The following is an 18,691-nucleotide window of genomic DNA, read 5'->3' as shown; positions in this document are numbered from 1 at the left end:
AATTGTCTAGCGGATAGACCGAATCTGGTCCTTTCCAACAACGAAATGCTTGCCCAATTCCCATTCATGATCAGTATTGGGACGAAGGCGGCCCGAGAAACTCGACCGAGACCTCGATCGACAGGAAGGCCAGCGTCTTTCGATCCAGCACGATACGGCCCTGCACCTGGTATCCGGCCTCGCGATTCGCGGCGTGGCCGGCGACTGCGAAGATCAGGGCGGCGCGGTTTGCCACCGTCGCGGCACGCTCGGGGGCCACTGTCAGGTCGATGACGAGCTGCTGTCCGTCGCTGGTGACCGTGGTTGCCCGCCCAAGCGGCTGCACCCCGGCACTCGCCTCCAGAAAGACCCGCGCGGCGCGCGCCCGCAGATAGTCCAGAAGAGCGGCACGCAAGGGGTCGGTCTCGCGTATGGCAGGTCGCCAGGATGCCATTCAAGCCACCTCGCATCTGGTTTGCGGATCGGTCGGTTGACGCAGGGCACCGTCCTCCGCTTTCGGAACCGCGGCTCCGCTGGCCGGCAGCGCGGCAAGGAAATCCACAAGCCCTTGGCGAACATCATCCAGAACGGCCGACCAATGCCCCACCTTGCCCGTCCGCAGAACCCGGATCGATGGATACCACAGCGCAAATTCGTCCTTGGCATGCCAGTACCAGGCAGCGTTCGGCTGCACCAGAACTGCGCCCGGACGTCCCATGGCGCCGGCCATGTGCAGGGCGACGCCGTCCGGCCCGATGATCGCATCGATCTCGGCCAGGACACCGGCGAGATCCGACAATCCGCCGAAATGCACGCCCGCGTCGAGAATGTCCGGCATGAAGGCCAGTTGATGACGGCTGTCGTCCCAGGCAACAGACACCAGCGTACCGGAAAATCCGTCAAGAGCCGGGCGCAGGTCGTCCAACAGCAGGCCCGGTCGTGAACCGTTCCAGGCGATGGCGACGAGCGGCCGTGGCAGATCGGCAAATGTGCCTTGCCAGATGGCGCGCCGCTCCTGCGGCGCTTCGATATAGGGCTCAGGCAGCTCGATACCGCCGCGCACGTCTGCCGGCAGCGCCAGCACCGCAGCCAGTGGAATGCCGGCAGTCTGAGTCTGAGGATCGTCGTCCTCGGCAATGGCGAAGACTGTTCCGGGCACCAGATCGACAAGATCAGCAAAACCCGCCGGCCCCGTGATCTGCCGCCTGCGATCGCCGCCGCCTGTGCAGAAACGCAGCAGCGGCAGGGCCTCAAGGATGGGCACGGCCGGGCCGATGATGACCGGCAACGCAGCAAAGGCCTGCGCCACCGCCCCACTGCCAATCGCTGCCACGGCTTCCTGCTCGTTGTTTGGAAGGCCAAAGGTGGAATCCGGCTGGCCGAGGCGGACATCGGCCGTCAACGCACCAGCCTCTTCGATCAGCCCGAGCGACAGGCGGCAATCGCGCAGCAGTGCGATGACGCTCTGCCGCTGTTGTGCCGGCAGCCCGGCCAGCCGGTTTGCGAGCGGATCCAGCAGCGCCAGCGCCTGCCGGTGTTCGCCGGCTGCGCGGTAGCCGTCGGCAAGGGCGATCAGCGCCTCGATACGATCGGGATGTTGGCGGCAGGCGGTCGCCAGATCCCGCAGCCCGATTGCCGCCTCGCCACGAAGGATCATGACCCGGCTAAAGACCCGCCAGCCCGGAAGGAAATCCGGGCGAAGACCGATCACCCGCTGCGCGATCCGATGCGCCTCGCTCAATTGGCCAAGGCCGGCATGGCAGTCGGCAAGGCAGGCCATCAACAGAACATTGCCCGGCTCCAGCAGAAAGGCCTGCTCGAACAGTCCGAGCGCCTGGGAATGCTCGCCGAGCGCTGCCAGTTGGGTGCCGGCCAGCATCAGAGTGTCCGGCTGCTGCGGCTTGAGCGCGAGCGCCTTCTGGCTAAGCTCGAGGGCTTCCCCAACAAGACCGGCCTCCATGTAGACCTGCGACAGCGCGGCGATCAACCCGATCTCCTGCGGATGAACGGCCAGGGCATCGACCAGGATTTTTTCGGCGGTGACGAGATCGCCGTTGCGCGCCGCAAGGCCTGCTCGAAGCTTTATCGTCACCGGTTCGAAGGGATCGAGGAGTGCCGCCTGATCGAGCGCTGCCGCCTCTCTCACCGCGTCGCCGGTGAGTTGCGCGGCCTGCGCCAGAAGCGCCAGCGCCGCCAGGTCGCAGTTGGACAGCGCAACCGCCTTTGCGGCAAGCGCCAGAGCCTCGGCCACATTGCCCTGAGCGAGTTGGATCTCCGCAACGCCCTTGATCGCCTCTATATTGGCGGGATTGATGTCGAGAACGGACTGATAGAGCAGCAGCGCATTCTCGCTGCGCCCCTCCAGACGATGCGCCTCTGCCGCCTGCAACCTGTCCTCGATCAGGATCATCGCGCCCGCCTCACCCGACGCTGACGCGTTCGGCGTCGATCCGCACGTCACGCTTGGCGGTGATCAGCGCGATTTCGCTTTTCTGGGTGGCGACATTGTCGACGGTCTGCACCAGCGTGCCGGCACTCAGCAGTTCCACGTCCCGGATCACCGCGGTCCGCGTCTCGGCTTGCGTGGTGATGGTCCGTGCGCCGATCACCTTGTCGACCACGGTTTCAGTAATGCGCTTGAAATGGCTGGTCAGCCTGTCTCCGGCCTGAAAAAGCGCCTTGGCGACCACATCGAGCCGTCCGGTGCCGATCGAGACATGCGGCGCGTGGATGTCGAGACGACCCTTGCCCCTGAGAACCACCTGCTCTGCGCCCGGCACGGCAATCTCTGCGGCATGGTCGGCCGAACGCACGAGAACGGACAGGATAAAGGCCTCCTCGCCATCGGTATAGACCAGCACCCGATCGCCGATCACCGGCGCCAGCAGGCAGCTTGCCGCCTGGCGAGCGATTAAGCTACCGCCACCCGGCGTCTGGAGACTGGCATCCGTCTCGGTCAGGAAAGCCCTTACGATCGCATGGGAAAGACCATCGGCGGAGGCCCCGCCAAGGTCGGCCTCTTTCCCGGCCAGGGAGGCCGTCAATGCCTGCGTGACACCTTGCATCTTCGTTTAGTCCCCTACCTGTCGGTTCCGTCGGCCAGTCATCACGTCACCATGAAAAGGCCGGAGAGATTATTGGACAGGCCATTCACCTTGGCCTCGAGCCCAGCCTTGACATTGTCGATACCGTTGGAAATCGCAGTGATAGCGCCCGTCTTGGCCTCGATCGCATTCAGCGCGGACGTGGTGAGCGTGGACGTCACTTTTGTCGCTGTCGTCTCGATCTTGCCCGCCTTGATCTCCGTTTTCAAAGTGCAGAAATCGATCTTGCTGTAGCCGAGATCAAGCTTGCCAACATAGATAGTCGCGTCATAGGCCAGCTTGATCGAAAGAGTCGCCCCGACATTGACCGACATAGTACCGCCGATGAACAGGCTCAACGTTCCACCCAGCGTAACGCTTTCCTGCCGGCCCAATCGGTAAGAATAGGAATCGGCTTTGGTATAGGTGTAGCTGTCCGCTGTGACATACGTGTAATCGTTGCCGTTGACTTCCTTCAATGACTTGACGCTCTTCTGGGTGATCGACCCCTTCCCTTCATCGGCGCTGATCGTGATCGGCCCGGCATTGTACGTCTGAAGCGTCATCGACACGCCGGATTCCACTTTGATGGCGTCGGCGGCATAAACCGTCAGGGTGCTCTCGGTGTCCACGTGCATCGCGGATTTGGCATGAAGGTAGAATTTCTCGCCAGCGCGCATCAGCATGCGACCGTCGCACGACAGCATGATGCCGCCTTTGTAACTCGAGCCCTCGCCTGCGGCAAACTCGACGGCATTGGTGCCGGTGTCGGTCAGGTGCTGGCGCGGATAGAAATTGGCGAGATTGTCGCCCGAACCCGGCTGCGTGCTGTCGGCGGCGATCGCCGCCGTCTCTACGCCGGAATAGCCGCCCAGACGGAAATAGGCGCCGGGCTTGCGGGAATCGTCGGCCGTACTGCGGGCGTTTGTTCCCGCCGAATAGGGAACGAACAGATGGGCGGAGCCGTTCTGGATCGACGTCCGCGGGCCTTTGCCGGGAGTGGATGCGAGAGCCATTTCTCTTTCCTTTCAGTTCACGAGGATCCGCCGGTCAGAGGGCGCCGTCGTTGAATTCGAAAATGATTCCGGATGCCGTGCGCGTACGATGCGCCACACCGGCGTTGCTGTCGACAACCGTGTTGTTCTTCTCGGCATTCGACAACGCACCGACGATCAGCGGCCGGTCCGGATCACCGTTGATGAAGGACAGGACGATCTCCGTTCCGACCAGCAGCACGGAATGGGATCCGTAGCCATCGCCACCGCCATAGGGTTCGGTCTTGCGCACCAGATGGCTGGCAATGCCGCCGGAAAGGCCGCTTTCCTCGTCCAGAATGCGCACGTGATAGCGCCCATATTCGTCGATCTGCGCCAGCGTCGAATTGTCCGGGCCGTCGATGAAGGCGACCAGCACGCCATGGACCACCGGCTTCGGCGTGGTAAGGGCCGGCCGGTACGGCGTCTTCAAGGGAATGCAGACAAAGCGGTTGCTGTAGGGCTCGGCCGTTTTTTCCGCCGAGCTGAAACCGCGTGGCGATGGCTCGCAGATCCGGTGCTCGATTTCCGTCACGACATACTGCTGCTCGAAGGCACCGTCCGGATGGTCGGTCAGGGTGAAGAAATAGCCTGGCCGCAGAAGCGGAATATTGCTCTCTCCGACAAACCGCAGCTGCCGGGCGGCAGCCCGTTCCGCATGAAGCTTGACAAGCATCTTGCCTTCGCTGGTGGTGCGATAGTTTTCGCCGTACGACACCTCAACGCCATGGCTGGCGAAAGGCGCGCTGGCGGAAACCCTTAGATCGACGCTTGGCGTTTCGTCGTTATACTCGCGCAACTGGAACTGGCCGGCACCAGCTGTGTGAACGGAATTGAAGGAGCGGATGGCAAATCCTCCCTCACCCAGCGTGTGCGCCGCATTGCGATAGGCAATGTCGCCGCTGACGCTGTTGCCGGAAACCCGCTGGAAATGAACGTTCCTATCGCAAAACAGCACTTCCTCCCGATCGCCACTCTGATCGAAGGCGTAGAAGATGCCGAATTTCTCGCAGAGCCGCGAGATGAAATCGAAATCGTTCTCCCGGTACTGCATCACGAAATCCAGCTTCGGATATTCGCCGGCCGCCATCATGCGATAGGTGATGCGTCGATCAGACCGGCTGCCGCCGGTGGCCGACGCGCGCTTGATGGCGTCTTTCAGTTCATTTTCCACGATGTCGATCACGCTCACGTCGCGATCGGTGCCGTAGACCTGGTTTTGCGTGCTGTGGCGCATCATCGCCAAGGCGGGCACGATCAGGAAACGATAGCAGAATTCCCGGTTCTTGGTGGGGTCGAGACTTTGCGCCGATTGCACCACACCATGCACCGTCGCGGTCTCGTCCAGCACGCGCACTTTCAGCGTCGCGGCTTTTCCCAGCATCGCATCGATATCCAGCACCTTGGGCGACAGGACATCCACTTCAAATTCGTATGTCTGGCTCAGCGCCTCGCGGCCGCGGACCCGGTCGGCATAGACAGCACCCGCATCGACATTCGGCAGGGTGATCGTTATTTCCTGTGCGGCATCCATGGCGCTCATCCCTTCAAAACCTGGCCTGTAATCATGTCGTCGTGGCGTTTTTGGAATTTCACCCGCTCGGATTGAGCAGCCTGATCTGCGACGGCACGATGGTCGTGCCGACCGAGTTGGGCGAAACGCCGTTCTGCACCGTCGGATCCATCAGAGCCCGCGTGGCAGGCATCGCCTGAATGAAGAACTTGACCGAGCCCTTCACATTGCGGCTATTTGAACAGACCATGCCGGAGGCGACGCCCGGACCGGGGCCGCTGATGGTCACCGGCGCGACATTCATCATGTTGTGCGACGGCATGCAGGAAATGAGACAGCGGAAATTGGTCGGGATCTCGGTCGCCCGCATGCCCATGCTGAACAGCGGAATGGGAATAGGCCCGACCGGCGTCGGCTGAAGGTAGACATCGGGCACGGAAAAATCCATGCCGGGTATGGGTCCCTGCGAATTGACGAACGGCATGCTCAGCCCCTCCCTTCCCGGGTGTCACCATAAAGTGCGACCCGGCTCGACGCATAGAGTTCGGCGATGGCCCGATCCTGATCCGTTCCGATCGTGCTCCCAGAACTGCCGAGAAACAGCGTACCGCCGGTTTCGGCTGCATGAAACTTCGTATTCGAGAAATCCGAGCCCGTCAGTGTGGCACCGCCCAGAGCGGCGAGCGACAGGTCAGCCTGCCTGAGATCGCATTTTTCCATCTGCGTGCCGCGGCAGTCCGCCTCGATGAAGACCGCCGAAAAAAGCTGGCTCGCATTGAGAACCGCGCCCGACAGTTTCGCCTGGTAAAAATTGGCGAGAGTCAGGTCGCTCCCCGAAAGATCGACGCCCTCCAGGCGGCTTTGCGTGAAGCACGCCGAATTGGCCCCGACGCCCGACAGCGTCGCACCTTGGAAATCGCATTGCGCAAAGATACTGCCGCCGAGCCGGGCACCATTCAGGCGCGTGCCGGAGAAATTCCCCTGAAAGAATGTGCAGCGTTGCCAGGACTGGCCGGAGAGATCCATGTCCGACATATCCGCTTCAGCAAAAAGGCCGGTATCGACATGGGTGCCGGAGAGATCGACGGCGTTCAGGGCCGCCTTGGTAATCGTCACGGTGTTCAGCACGCTGTCGGCCAGCGACATGCCGGCGATATCGCAGTCGAGGAAAGAGCTGCGCTCCATCGCGCAATCGCTGAAATCGCTGCCGGAGAGAGTGGTCTTGGCAAACACCGTGCGTTCCAGGTTCGCACCCTCGAAGGCCGCCCCGGCCGCCGTGCCTGCCATGAACTGCGTCTGCGACAGATCGCAATCCCGGAAATCGGCGGCATCCAGGCCACAGTCGACAAAGGTGGTCGAGGTCAGGACCGCGCCCGAAAATACCGATCCCGACAGATTGCAGGAGGTGAACGTGGCATTCGACAGATCGGCGCTCGAAAAATCGCATCCCTTGAAATCGCAGCTGACAAACATCGCCTCGGCCAGCACCGCGCCTGAAAGATCAAGCCCGCCTGCATCCTTGGCGACGATCTGCTGGCGATGCGCCAGATAGTCGAGGATATCTCCTCTGGTGGTCACGGTCTTTGCAAGGCCCTTAGGCATCTGTCGCGCGCTCCATCATCGTTTTGCCGAGATTGGCGCCGGTCAGATCGCAACTGCCCAGGCGCGCTCCATCGAGATTGGCCAGGAACAGGTTCGCGCTGCGCAGCGAGGCCCGTGTCAGATCGCAGCCACCGAGCGAGGCGGCATAGAGATTGGCGGCAAACAGGTCGCAGCCGGCCAGAACCGATTTGTCCAGGCGGGCGTTCCGGAAGGATGCAAGCCGCAGATCCGACTCCGACATCTCGCAGCCATTGAAGAAACAACCGTCGCATTCGGCCTGCAGAAAACAGGACTGGGCAAGCCGTGCCTTGCTCCATGAAGAACTGCTGGCCACAAGCCCGGCAAAATTCCCGCCGGAGAGATCGCAATCGCCGAGAAAACCGGATTCGGACAGAACGGCTTTGGTGAAATTGGCAGCCGGCGCGGCCACTTCCGCAAAGGTTGTCCGCTCGAAATGGGCGGCCGAGAAATTGCCGGCCTTCATGGACAGCTGCAAAATCGCCGCGCGGGCCATCCTGGCGTTTTCCAGGATAATGCCGTCCGCTTTGCCGCGCAGGAATTGCATGTCGGCCAACAAGGCGCCGGTGAAATCGGCGTGCTGGAGATCGCATTCGATGAAGGTCACCTGGGAGAAGCGCGAACCGCGCAGGGAGGCGTCCACCAATGCCACCTGGATCAACGTGCTGCCTTCAAAGCTACAGCCGTCCAGCCGGGCGCCAGACAGCCGGGACTTGCTGAGATTGGCACTGTTCAGACGCGCCGATGTCAGATCGGCGCCTTCCAGATTGGCCTCGGTGAACACGGCCCCTTCCAGATCCGCACCCGACAGGTTGGCCCCGCGCAGATCACAGCGTTCGAAGAAGGTGGCGCGCAGATCGAGCCCGCTCAGATCGATGCCACGCAGATCCGCGCCGGCAAGATCCGCGCCGCGAAACCCCTGCCCCTCCGCCAGTCGCTCGGCAATGAACCGCCCGAACCGTTCGGACACATCAGGATGGAACGGTTCCATCGGAAACAAGGCCGCCGGCGACAGCCGGCGGGACTGGCCGATCGCGTCCTGCGTGTCGGTCTCCGTCTCCTCCAGCGTTGCCAGCACGTCTGACGTCTTCTGCGACAGGGTCGCGCCGATCGTGGCTGCGCCTTCTTGACGGCGACCGGCCGGAATAGAAGCCTGCAAATCGGCCAGAATGGCGTTCAGCGAAGTGTCGCCCTCGTTTTCCACTCCACCCGATGCCAGCGACGAGAGCCTATCGGACAGACCGACCAGCGCTGTGTCGAGGGCACCAGGATCGCCACCGGCATCGTCCGGCAATGGCGCGAGCCCCGCTGCCGCGACGCCGTCTGCGGCATCGAGCCGGATCTCGCCGATCGCGCTCATGCGCTCGTAAAGCTCCTTGATGAAATTCGGTTCGGCCGGATCCGCAACCGGCCCTTCCCTTCCCAGTCCCGGAGCGATGATGCCAAGCGATTGGCGCAATTCGTGAAACAGCGACCCCTCGGGCAGTCCCAGGGCACGGGCGCAGGCCTTGGCATACTGGTCCTCCACAGCCTGCGGATCGACCGATTGCGGTCCGTCCAGACGCTGGAATGCTTCGGCGATCGACCGCGAGAGTTCTTCTCCAGCGGCACTGGAAAATTCGTCGGCGATCGGCGCCGGCCGCTCCGCAAATGCGGCCTCGAAGTCCATGCCGTCGATCGCTGCCTCCGGCGACAGATCGGCAAATCTTGCCATGTTCTCGTCAGAGACCAGCGGCTCCAGCATCAAGGGTGGCAACAGGTGATGCGGCGCGCTGCGCACCACGGAGCGGCGCACAAGTTCGGTACGCGCCATTTCGAGGTCGCTCTTGGCTCGAAGCGCTTTGTCGAGCTTTTCGATATCGTCGATCAGTTCGGCAAGATCGAAATCGCCGCGCTCCATATCGGCCCGCGTCGGCATGGCGACGAGCGGCAGGTCGTCGATCGCCGCGATCATCGGCGGCGGAACAAGTGACGGCGACAGGCCCTCGTCGGCAAAGGCCCTGCGGGCCGCCCAGTTCTGGTTTTCCATGAACAGCACGCGATCGTCCTGTGCCTTGCGCAACCGCATGGCCCGGCGCGCCGCGATCTCCGTCGCTTCCCGATGTGGCATCAGCTGGAAATCGGACAGCGCATGCTTGTGCGCCTCTTGCTTGTCGGTCCGCATGCGAAAGATGTGCAGATAATAGTCCGCCGGCCGGGGAACATCCTCGCGGTTTTCGAAGGCCAGCAGAACGGTTCCGATATCCTCCCCGAACGAATCCCGGCACTGGACCAGACCGCGAAAAGCCATCACCGCCTTGGTCACATTGGGAAACAGGGTGACGGTATCGCAGACCATGCGGATCTCGGTGAAACTGTCGTCGGCCGGGCGATGGACAAAACCGCGCACGACGACATCGGGCAGACGCCCGGCAGCCTGCCCGCCGCGGGTCATTCCAGCCACGAAAAACTCTTCGTTGCCGGCAAAATGGCCGTCCAGCCGCTGATCGAGCGGCGCGTCGCAATGAAAGAGCGGATTGAAGTCGTCCGGTGCCATCGGCGCCCGTGTCTGGATCCAAGCCTGGTCATAGGTCCCGGCATAGCGCATGCGCGCCGCGTAATCGGGCGCAAACGGCCCGAAATGGGCGGGATGCGGCATGTCGTCGATGAACCGGATCAACCGACCCGCCGCCTCGACATTCGGCAGTGGCGCGTCATAGCCTGCCTCGAGAATGGCACGCGCATCGTGGCCTTTGCCGCGGGTATTCTCGCTGAATCGCTGCCCGCCGAATGCATGGGCCTCGTCGATCGGCATCCGGTCGAAGGGCAGCGCTTCGGTCATGACGATGCCGCGCTCCGTCAAGCGCCAGAACCGATCACCGAAAACGGCCAGGTGCTTTTCCGCAGATCCAAGCCGCGCCGTGACGCGCACACCTTGAACAGGCTCCGACCCCGGCGCCAGCGCCGCGCCGGCGACGATCCACTCACCCCTAGGCTTGAGGCTGCCCTTGTCGAAGATGCCGGACGGCATCTGCTCGGTGACCATCGGCCAGAGCGCCTGCTCGGTCAGGAAGTCGCGGGGGTTCTCGAAGTCGAACAGCAGAAAGGCCGATACGGTGATCAGCCCACCCTGCGGCACCGGCTCGGTGCGGATGGCGGCAGCAAGGCGCGAAGGCTTGATGATGGCTGGCATGCTGACCCCTTTCCTCTCGCCGGCTGAAGAAGCCCCCGTGACAAAATTGTCCCGGAACTTGGGCGGTGGATCGGCAAGATTTCACCACCCAACCAAGGGGTCAATTCGCGAAAATCTGCGCAGCGTTTTCGCTTCGATTTTGATGACGGAAAAAAGCGATGGAAAACAAAGGGCCTGTCATAAAAGTTTGGGTGCTTCCCGCCTCGAAACCGGCAGCCATGCACTTTCTGCTTCGTTCGAGCCGCCGGAAAACTGCGCGACCGCACCTGTAACTGAGAAGATATCTTCTCAGTTACAGAAGGACTGAAACAGCCAGATTTCGGCGCTATCCATCTGTTATAAAACGATATTCAGTTTCGGTATCGAACATGGCACGGCGCTTGCAAATCTCCTGGCATCGGCTGCGGCTGATACCCGGTCACCATCCCGAGCACCACAGGAGATTAGAATGGCAAGCATCGCATATATCAAAATCACCGGCTCCACCCAGGGCGAAATCACCAAGGATGCCTCGACGGCCGACTCCATCGGCAACGTCTGGCAGGAAGGCCACGAAGGCGAATCCATCGTCTATTTCTTCGAAAGCAATGCGATCGTTCCGCGCGATCCGAACTCCGGAACCGCCATCGGCACCCGCCGCCACGAGCCGGCAACCTTCCTGAAGCCGCTCGACAAGGCATCCCCCCTGCTCTGGCAGGCTCTGGCCACCGGTGAGAACCTTGAGGTCGAACTGAAGTTCTGGCGCACCTCGACCACCGGCACGCAGGAGCATTACTACACGATCAAGTGGACGGACGCCGTCCTGGTCGGCGGCAAGGTCATCCTGCCCGACACCAACGATTCCGCCAATGATGCCCGCGGCCATTCCGAACAATGGTCGTTCACCTATCGCAAATGCGATTGGACCCATGAGAAGGCTGGCACCTCCGCTTCCGACGACTGGCGCAAGCCTGTGGTCTGAGCCGCCCGAAGGCCGACGTCGGAACGGCCGCCTGCTCGCGCGGGCGGCCACCGCCGCCCGTACCGATATACAACGCCCTCGCCGATCACCGGAACAGGCCTGCCAAACGCCTGTCATATGCGTCCACTATGGGTCGTTGCAGGATCGGTGATCGATATCCAATCCATGGTCAAACGTTCGGGCAGCGGAGGGCACGACAATAGATCCGGCTTTCCTCTTGAAATCCGCTGGTTCGGGCCATGACTCATATAGTTTGATCAGCTGCCGTATCAGTCACGTTTCAAGAGCATCGGCATCAGACGTATTTGCCGTGGCAATCTATTCTTCGCGCTTGCCGAGGCGCGGACTTGCACATACCTTCGATGACGCGGAGCGCGTTGAGATTTTCAACCGAATTCGGATCGCAGGCCTTTATCCATAAATTGCACTGCCGCAAGTACGGCGGCACTTTCGCTGGGGATGCTTTAGTGATTGATATCGACCTTCGCCGTCTCATCGGACGCCTCAACACCTATTCCCGACGCTCCCTGGAATCCGCCGCCGGCCTTGCCGTGTCGCGCGGCCATTACGAGGTGTCGGTCGAACACCTGCTGCTGGTGTTTCTCGAAGACACTCAGCACGATGTGCAGGCCGCCTGCCGTCATTTCGAAATCGACACGGCGACGTTCAAGCGCAAGCTGCAGTCGCTGCTCGAAGGCATTCGCGGCGGCAATCAGGGCCGTCCGGTCTTCTCGCCGCTCCTCGTCGAATGGCTGACGGAATCCTGGCTGGTCGCCTCGGTGGAATTCTCGCTCGACCAGTGCCGTTCAGGCGCACTGTTCGCGACGATCTTCGCCCGTCCGAACCGGTTCGGCGACGAACGCTGGCTGTCAGGCCTGGAGGCGATCAAGTATGACCGGTTCAAGGCCGATTTCCAGACCATCATCGGCGGCTCGCAGGAAACCATCGCATCTGCGGCACCCTCCGGCTCCGATAGTGCTGCGGGAACGGCAGCGCCCGGCATTTCCGGGGACAGCGCCCTTGCGAAATTCTGCACCAATTTCACCGAGCAGGCCCGCAAGGGCCGCATCGACGCCGTGTTCTGCCGCGACCGCGAGATCCAGCAGATGATCGACATTCTCGGCCGGCGCCGCAAGAACAACCCGATCTGTGTCGGCGAGCCGGGCGTCGGCAAGACGGCTGTGGTCGAGGGCCTGGCCCTGAAGATTGCCGAGGGCGACGTTCCCGATTTCCTGAAGGATGTCGAGCTGATCGGCATGGATCTCGGCATGCTGCAGGCCGGCGCCGGCGTCAAGGGCGAGTTCGAAAGCCGCCTGAAGGGCATTATCGACGAGGTCAAGGCCTCGCCGAAGCCGATTATCCTGTTCATCGACGAAGCCCATATGCTGATCGGCGCCGGTGGTGCCGCCGGTGGGGCGGATGCCGCCAACCTGCTGAAGCCGGCGCTGGCGCGCGGCGAGTTGCGCACCATCGCCGCGACGACCTGGAGCGAATACAAGAAGTACTTCGAAAAGGATCCGGCGCTGGCCCGCCGCTTCCAGCTCGTCAAACTGGACGAACCGAGCCCGGACCAGGCCGTCACCATCATGCGCGGCCTGCGCTCGTCCTATGAAAAGGCCCATGGCGTCTATATCCGCGACAGCGCCGTCGAGGCGGCCGCAAAACTGTCGGCGCGCTACATTTCCGGCCGGCAGTTGCCGGACAAAGCCGTCGACGTGCTCGATACGGCCTGCGCCCGCGTCAAGCTTTCCCTGTCCTCGACACCGCCGGTCATCGAGTTGAAGGTCAAGCGCATCGCCGAGCAGCATCGTGCGCTTGCCGCCCTGCGCCGCGACCAGCAATCGGGGATCGGTGCTGAAGACCCGCGCATCGCCGAGATCGAGGCCGACATCGTCGCTCTTGAGGCAGAAGCCGCCCGCCTGTCCGCCAAACGCGACGAAGAACTGGCGCTGGTGCACCGCATTCTGGAGATCCGCGCACTGCTCGGCCTGTCGCTGCAGGGCGACAAGGCGGCGACCGCCGATGCCGACGCCGTCGAGGAAACCCCTGTCATCGACGAGGAAGCCCTGCGCACCGAGTTCGATCAGGCCGTGCGCCGCCTCAACGATTTGCAGCGCGGCGATCCGCTGGTTTCCTTCGAGGTGACCGCCGAGGCAATCGGCCAGGTGATTGCCGACTGGACCGGCATTCCGCTGGGCAACATGGTGCGTGACGAAGCGAAATCCATTCTGCAATTGGCCGAAAACCTGTCCAAACGGGTGATCGGTCAGGACCAGGCGATCCGCGCCATCGACGACGGCGTGCGCGCCGCCAAAGCCGGCGTGCAGAACCCGGACGCGCCGATGGGCGTCTTCCTGTTCGTTGGCCCGTCCGGCGTCGGCAAGACGGAACTGGCCACAGCGATTGCCGACCAGCTGTTCGGCGGCGAACGCTTCCTGATCTCGATCGCCATGTCGGAATTCCAGGAAAAACATACGGTCTCCAAGCTCGTCGGCTCGCCCCCCGGCTATGTCGGCTACGGCGAAGGCGGCATCCTCACCGAAGCGGTGCGCCAGCGCCCCTATTCGGTGGTGCTGCTCGACGAGGTCGAAAAGGCCGATCTGGAAGTGATGAACCTGTTCTATCAGGTGTTCGACAAGGGTGTGCTGTCGGACGGCGAAGGCCGACAGGTCGATTTCAAGAACACCATCGTCGTGCTGACCAGCAACCTGGCGACCGACGCCTTGACGGAACTGGGCCTGCGGCCCGACCGCCCCGAACCGGATGCACTGGTCGAGGCGATCCGGCCGATCCTCAGCCGGCATTTCAAGCCGGCGCTGCTGGCCCGCATGCAGATCGTGCCCTTCTATCCGCTGATCGGCGCACCGCTGCAGAATATTGTCCGGCTCAAGCTCAACAAGGTCGGCAAGCGGTTGCGGGAAAACCAGAAAATGGCCTTCAGCTATTCGGAAGCCGTGGTCGAGACGATTGCGGCGCGCTGCACGGAAGTCGAAACCGGCGCCCGCAATATCGACCATATCGTCAACCGGACGATTTTGCCGGAACTCGCAACCGAACTGCTGAGCAACATGGGCGAGGACGGCAAATCCCACAGCGCAGTCGACATCAGCGTCAGCGAGGCCGGCAGTTTCGTTTATACATTGTCATAAATTCAGGCGGCCGGGGGGTTGGCCACAACGATCTGCCGGACATGGCCACGGCTGGCAATGCTTGGTGGCGCACTGGCCCGGTCATCCGGCGATTGGCGACCAGCCGACTGAAACACCGCAACCGGGGGAGCGGTCAAGATGAGTAACGAGACGATCTACGAGGATCTGCTGGACCTGACGATTGCGCTCGCCAAGGAACGCCGTGTCGAGGCCCTGCTTGTCCACGTTCTGGACGCCGCTCTGCGGCTCTCCAAGGCCGAGGGTGCGGCGATCTTCACGCTGGACCGGCTGGCCCGGCATCTGCATCGGGTCTGCTTCAACTATCGCGGTATTACCACGGCCAACCAGTCGGAGGCGCGGATCTCGCTCTACGACAAGTCGCTGACCCCCAACCTGCGCGATCCCGCCACCTTTGCCATTTCGACCTCGACAGTCGTCAACGTCGCCGACATCGACAATGCGCCCGGATTCGATTTTTCAGTGATCCGCGAGATGGACAAATGGATCGGCTTCCGCTCGAAATCCCTGGTCATCATTCCGCTGACCGTCGATGGCGAAGAGACGATCGGCATGCTGCAGCTCGTCAATCTGCGCGATCGATCCGGTGGGCTGACGGGCGGCCTGCCGAAAGCGATGATGCGGCCGCTACAGGGACTTGCCGCCCACGCAGCCGCCGCCATCCGCAATGCCCGGCTGTTTGAGGAAAACCAGCGCCTGATCAAGCAGCTCGGCCGGATGAACGAGGAATTGCTGGAGGAAAATACCCGCCTGTTGAGCAAGGCGGCGACCAAATCCGCCAAGCCGAAGGGTCTGATCGGCAATAGCCCGCCGATCGAGAAGGTTTTCGATCTCATCGAGCGGGCGGCCGGCTCGTCGGTCCCCATCCTGTTGCGCGGCGAAACCGGCACGGGCAAGGAGATGATGGCCAATTACATCCATCTGTCGAGCGACCGCCACGCCAACACCTTCGTAGCACAGAACTGCGCCGCCTTGCCCGAGAGCCTGCTGGAAAGCGAGCTGTTCGGCCATGTCAAGGGCGCCTTCACCGGCGCCATGGCCCACAAGCCGGGCCTTGCCCACGAGGCCCATGGCGGTACGCTGTTTCTCGACGAGGTCGGCGACATGCCGCTCGGCCTGCAGGCCAAGGTGCTGCGCCTTCTGCAAGAGGGCGAGGTGCGCCGGGTCGGCTCCACCAAGACCGAACATGTCGATGTGCGCATCGTCGCGGCGACCAATGTCAATCTTGAGGAAAAGATCGAGCGCGGCGAGTTCCGCAAGGATCTCTACTACCGCCTGAACGTCTTCCCGATCGTCGTGCCGCCCTTGCGGGAACGACCATCCGACATTCCCGGCCTGATCGAACACTTTCTCCAGAGCGCCTACGGCAATGGCGATCATCGCCCGCAACTGTCGCGGGAAGCCCTCGATACCCTGTTGCGTTGGAGCTTCCCCGGCAATGTGCGGGAGCTCAAGAACATCCTGGAACGGGCCGTGCTTCTGGCCAACAAGGGCCAGCCGATCGGCCGCGAGCATCTGCCGGCCGAAGTCGGCGGCTTCAAGGACGACCAGCCGCCGCCGTCCCTGCCCGGCATGATTCCCGATGGCGATCTGAAGACAATTGTGGGACAATACGAAGCGCTGGTGATCGAGACCAAGCTTCGCGAGGCAAACTGGAACCAGAGCCACGCGGCCCGCAATCTCAAGGTCAGCCGGCGGACGATTGTTGAGAAACTGAACAGATACGACATAAGACGGCCCGGACTTCCCATCCGCGGCGATCTTGAGAGAGCAGAAACCTGAGATTCTTCGGCAGCAAGGCTGGCGCCCGGCAACAGTCCGGCGAAATTACCGATCCTGACAGCGCGCTGGCGGCCTTCATCGGCGGGCGACTGAGCTATGATGCCCTGGTGACGCGACTGAAGGCGGATGCGGCCAACGATGCCCAAGCCGTGCGCCATGCGCTCCAGACGATAACCGATGCCGGCCGCCTGCCGGACGATATTGCTGCGATCCTTCTATCCATGCTGCCCGCCGAGGACCGATCGGACGCGGCTGCGCCGCCTTCGTCTCCACCTCACCCATCTCCCGAAAGCGACCTCTTCGAGGAAGACACGGTGCCGCATGCCTTCACCCCGTCACCGACCTGGCCGACGCAGAGCGGCGACGTGCCGGCGGCACCGATAGCCGGCCCATTACCGAACGGATTGTCGCCGACCGGACCGTTACCCGGAGTGCCGCCGATGCCAGCGGCAGCTCAAACCGGGGTCATGCCGCCGGCCGGGCCGCGGGATACCGGAGCGTCCGCCCTGCCCGGCTTCGACACCCTGAAGACCCGCGTCGATGATGCGGTTCTGTCCGACCTGATCGGCGAATACCGGTCGCTGCGGCAGACGCGCGGCGGCGAAGCATCGGATGACGCCGGCGCAAAGCGTGGCAACATGCTCGACGGCCTGCTCGGCACCTATCGCAGCGCCCGCTTTCGCTCCGACGCCAAGCGCGCCGTGCGCGACGGCGCCACCAGCGGCGTGACGCTGGGCAAGCTTTCCGACTATTCCACCCAGCGCGCCGGCATAGGCTCCATCCTGCGCGACCGCTTCATTCTCGACACCGAGATCGGCCGCGGCGGCATGGGCGTCGTCTATTCTGCCGTCGACCGAAGACGCCTGGAGGCAGGCAGCGCCCAGCCCTATGTCGCCCTGAAGCTGCTCAACGACGATTTCAGAAGCAATTCCAATGCCCTGCGCACCCTTGAGGCAGAAGCCCGCAAGGCCCAGAGCCTAGCCCATCCCAATATCGCCACCGTGTTCGATTTCGATCGCGACAAGGCCGAAGTGTTCATCGTCATGGAGCTTCTGACGGGCAAGCCATTGAACCGCCTGCTGGCGACATCGACAGGCCAACCCATGCCGATCGGCATGATCGCCGCCGTGCTGAAGGGCATCTGCGCCGGCCTGTCCTATGCCCACAGGAACGGCGTCATTCATTCCGACCTGAAGCCCGGCAACATCTTCGTCGGCGACGACCGCCAGGTGAAGCTCATCGATTTCGGCCTGGCGACCGCCGGCACGGTCGATGGCTTCGACGCAGGCGAACTCCAGGCTCTGACCGCCGCCTATGCCAGCCCGGAAATGTTTGAAGGCGCGCCACGCGATCCGCGCGACGACATCTATGCGCTCGGCTGCATTGCCTATCAGCTGTTCATGGGGTTCCATCCCTTCGCCATGAAACCCGCCAACGAGGCGCAGGCGCAAGGGCTGGTGCCCGAGCCGGTGCCCGATCTCGACCCCGCCGCTTGGGCTGCCATCCTGTCGGCGCTGCACTTCGACCGCCAACAGCGCATGACGACGGTCGACGCCTTCGCAGCCGCTATCTTCGAGTCCTAGGCGCCGACAATCACACGATCACGTCGAGAATGGCTTCAATGCCCGTCGAGAACGGGTGGTCGGGGTGAAGGGTGCGCACCAGGCCGGTGCTGCCGATGCGGATCAGGTCGGTCGACAATGGCAGCACGGCCGCCACCGGCGTGCGGTAGCTGGAAAACACCCTCTGCGCCAATTCCCGGAAGTCGAAGGTGTCGAGCGCCTTGTTGACCACCAGCAACAGCTGCGGCACTTCGAGCTTGCGGGCCAGTTCCAGCGTCACTGCCGTGCCCTGGTAGTCTTGGATATCGGGCCGAAGCAGCAGCATCAGCGTGTCGGAAATCGCGATCGACAGCAGCGTCTCCTCGTTGACGCCGGGATGGGTGTCGATCAGCAGATAGTCGAGCTCCAGCTCGCTGCACAGATCGTGAAATCCGGTGTTCAAATCCTCGACGTCGTACTTTTCCTTCAGGATACGGGCAATTTCGCCGGTCTTGATGCTGGAAGGAATAAGAAAAACCCTGCCGCCTTCGGGCACGACTTCGACGCCGTTTTCATCGACCACACCCGAGGTCACGTCGAGGGCCGCTTCCGACACGCCGCATTTGCCCCAGAGATAATCGTTGAGAGTGAAGCGAACCGCATGCGGATCGACCCTGAACAGCGTGTGGATGCCCGGCGACTGGATATCGGTGTCGACGACGGCGACGCGGTAACCGCGCAGCGCAAGCCCGGCCGCAAGATTGGCGGTGATGTTCGATTTGCCGGTGCCGCCGCGATAGGAATGGGTCGAAATGATCTTGGTCATCAGGATCTGCCGT

The 18,691-nt window shown here is 62.6% G+C and carries 14 protein-coding genes; 5 read left to right on the top strand and 9 right to left on the bottom strand.

Annotated features, from left to right (window positions below):
- Nucleotides 1-70: 70 nt before the first annotated feature.
- From HFC70_RS08580 to HFC70_RS08545, 8 genes are read right to left on the bottom strand one after another with little or no spacing between them, the layout of a single operon-like run.
- Nucleotides 71-433, bottom strand: a complete 363-nt coding sequence (locus HFC70_RS08580) for a hypothetical protein (RefSeq protein WP_168472811.1) — start codon at nt 431-433, stop codon at nt 71-73.
- A complete protein-coding gene (locus HFC70_RS08575; RefSeq protein WP_168472810.1) occupies nt 434-2,389 on the bottom strand; it encodes a tetratricopeptide repeat protein in 1,956 nt (651 codons plus the stop codon).
- A gap of 10 nt (nt 2,390-2,399) precedes the next feature.
- Nucleotides 2,400-3,044, bottom strand: a complete 645-nt coding sequence (locus HFC70_RS08570; RefSeq protein WP_168472809.1) for a DUF3540 domain-containing protein — start codon at nt 3,042-3,044, stop codon at nt 2,400-2,402.
- A 41-nt stretch (nt 3,045-3,085) separates the two neighbouring features.
- The gene (locus HFC70_RS08565) at nt 3,086-4,078 is read right to left on the bottom strand and encodes a hypothetical protein (RefSeq protein WP_168472808.1); all 993 of its coding nucleotides are present in this window, start codon (nt 4,076-4,078) and stop codon (nt 3,086-3,088) included.
- Between the two features lie 34 nt (nt 4,079-4,112).
- A complete protein-coding gene (locus HFC70_RS08560) occupies nt 4,113-5,630 on the bottom strand; it encodes a type VI secretion system Vgr family protein (protein WP_168472807.1) in 1,518 nt (505 codons plus the stop codon).
- Nucleotides 5,631-5,688: 58 nt separating this feature from the next.
- The gene (locus HFC70_RS08555; RefSeq protein WP_168472806.1) at nt 5,689-6,093 is read right to left on the bottom strand and encodes a PAAR-like domain-containing protein; all 405 of its coding nucleotides are present in this window, start codon (nt 6,091-6,093) and stop codon (nt 5,689-5,691) included.
- A 2-nt stretch (nt 6,094-6,095) separates the two neighbouring features.
- The gene (locus HFC70_RS08550) at nt 6,096-7,211 is read right to left on the bottom strand and encodes a pentapeptide repeat-containing protein (protein WP_168472805.1); all 1,116 of its coding nucleotides are present in this window, start codon (nt 7,209-7,211) and stop codon (nt 6,096-6,098) included.
- The gene (locus HFC70_RS08545; protein WP_168472804.1) at nt 7,204-10,401 is read right to left on the bottom strand and encodes a DUF2169 domain-containing protein; all 3,198 of its coding nucleotides are present in this window, start codon (nt 10,399-10,401) and stop codon (nt 7,204-7,206) included. Before HFC70_RS08545 ends, HFC70_RS08550 begins: the two co-directional genes overlap by 8 nt.
- Between HFC70_RS08545 and HFC70_RS08540 the strand changes: the two genes are divergently transcribed.
- The 5 genes from HFC70_RS08540 (at nt 10,391) to HFC70_RS08520 (ending at nt 17,894) form a co-directional block, all read left to right on the top strand.
- Nucleotides 10,391-10,708, top strand: coding sequence for a hypothetical protein (locus HFC70_RS08540; protein WP_210259189.1), 318 nt, complete (start codon nt 10,391-10,393; stop codon nt 10,706-10,708). The two genes, HFC70_RS08545 and HFC70_RS08540, sit on opposite strands and share 11 nt — an antisense overlap.
- A gap of 141 nt (nt 10,709-10,849) precedes the next feature.
- Complete coding sequence (locus tag HFC70_RS08535; RefSeq protein ID WP_168472802.1) at nt 10,850-11,362, top strand: Hcp family type VI secretion system effector; 513 nt, start codon at nt 10,850-10,852, stop codon at nt 11,360-11,362.
- A 467-nt stretch (nt 11,363-11,829) separates the two neighbouring features.
- Nucleotides 11,830-14,511, top strand: a complete 2,682-nt coding sequence (tssH, locus tag HFC70_RS08530; RefSeq protein ID WP_168472801.1) for a type VI secretion system ATPase TssH — start codon at nt 11,830-11,832, stop codon at nt 14,509-14,511.
- A gap of 138 nt (nt 14,512-14,649) precedes the next feature.
- On the top strand, nt 14,650-16,311 hold the full coding sequence (locus HFC70_RS08525; protein ID WP_168472800.1) for a sigma 54-interacting transcriptional regulator: 1,662 nt from the start codon (nt 14,650-14,652) through the stop codon (nt 16,309-16,311).
- Nucleotides 16,312-16,418: 107 nt separating this feature from the next.
- Nucleotides 16,419-17,894 (top strand): serine/threonine-protein kinase, encoded by a 1,476-nt coding sequence (locus HFC70_RS08520; protein ID WP_168472799.1) that lies wholly within the window; start codon nt 16,419-16,421, stop codon nt 17,892-17,894.
- Nucleotides 17,895-17,904: 10 nt separating this feature from the next.
- On the opposite strand, the gene HFC70_RS08515 is transcribed toward HFC70_RS08520, so the two are convergent.
- Entirely contained in the window at nt 17,905-18,678 is a 774-nt protein-coding gene (locus HFC70_RS08515) for a MinD/ParA family protein (RefSeq protein WP_168472798.1), read from the bottom strand.
- Nucleotides 18,679-18,691: the final 13 nt, after the last annotated feature.

This window comes from Agrobacterium sp. a22-2, assembly GCF_012276985.1.
GTDB lineage: Bacteria > Pseudomonadota > Alphaproteobacteria > Rhizobiales > Rhizobiaceae > Allorhizobium.
Note: the sequence above shows the minus strand (reverse complement) of the source record. Positions and strands in the feature narration are given on the sequence as shown.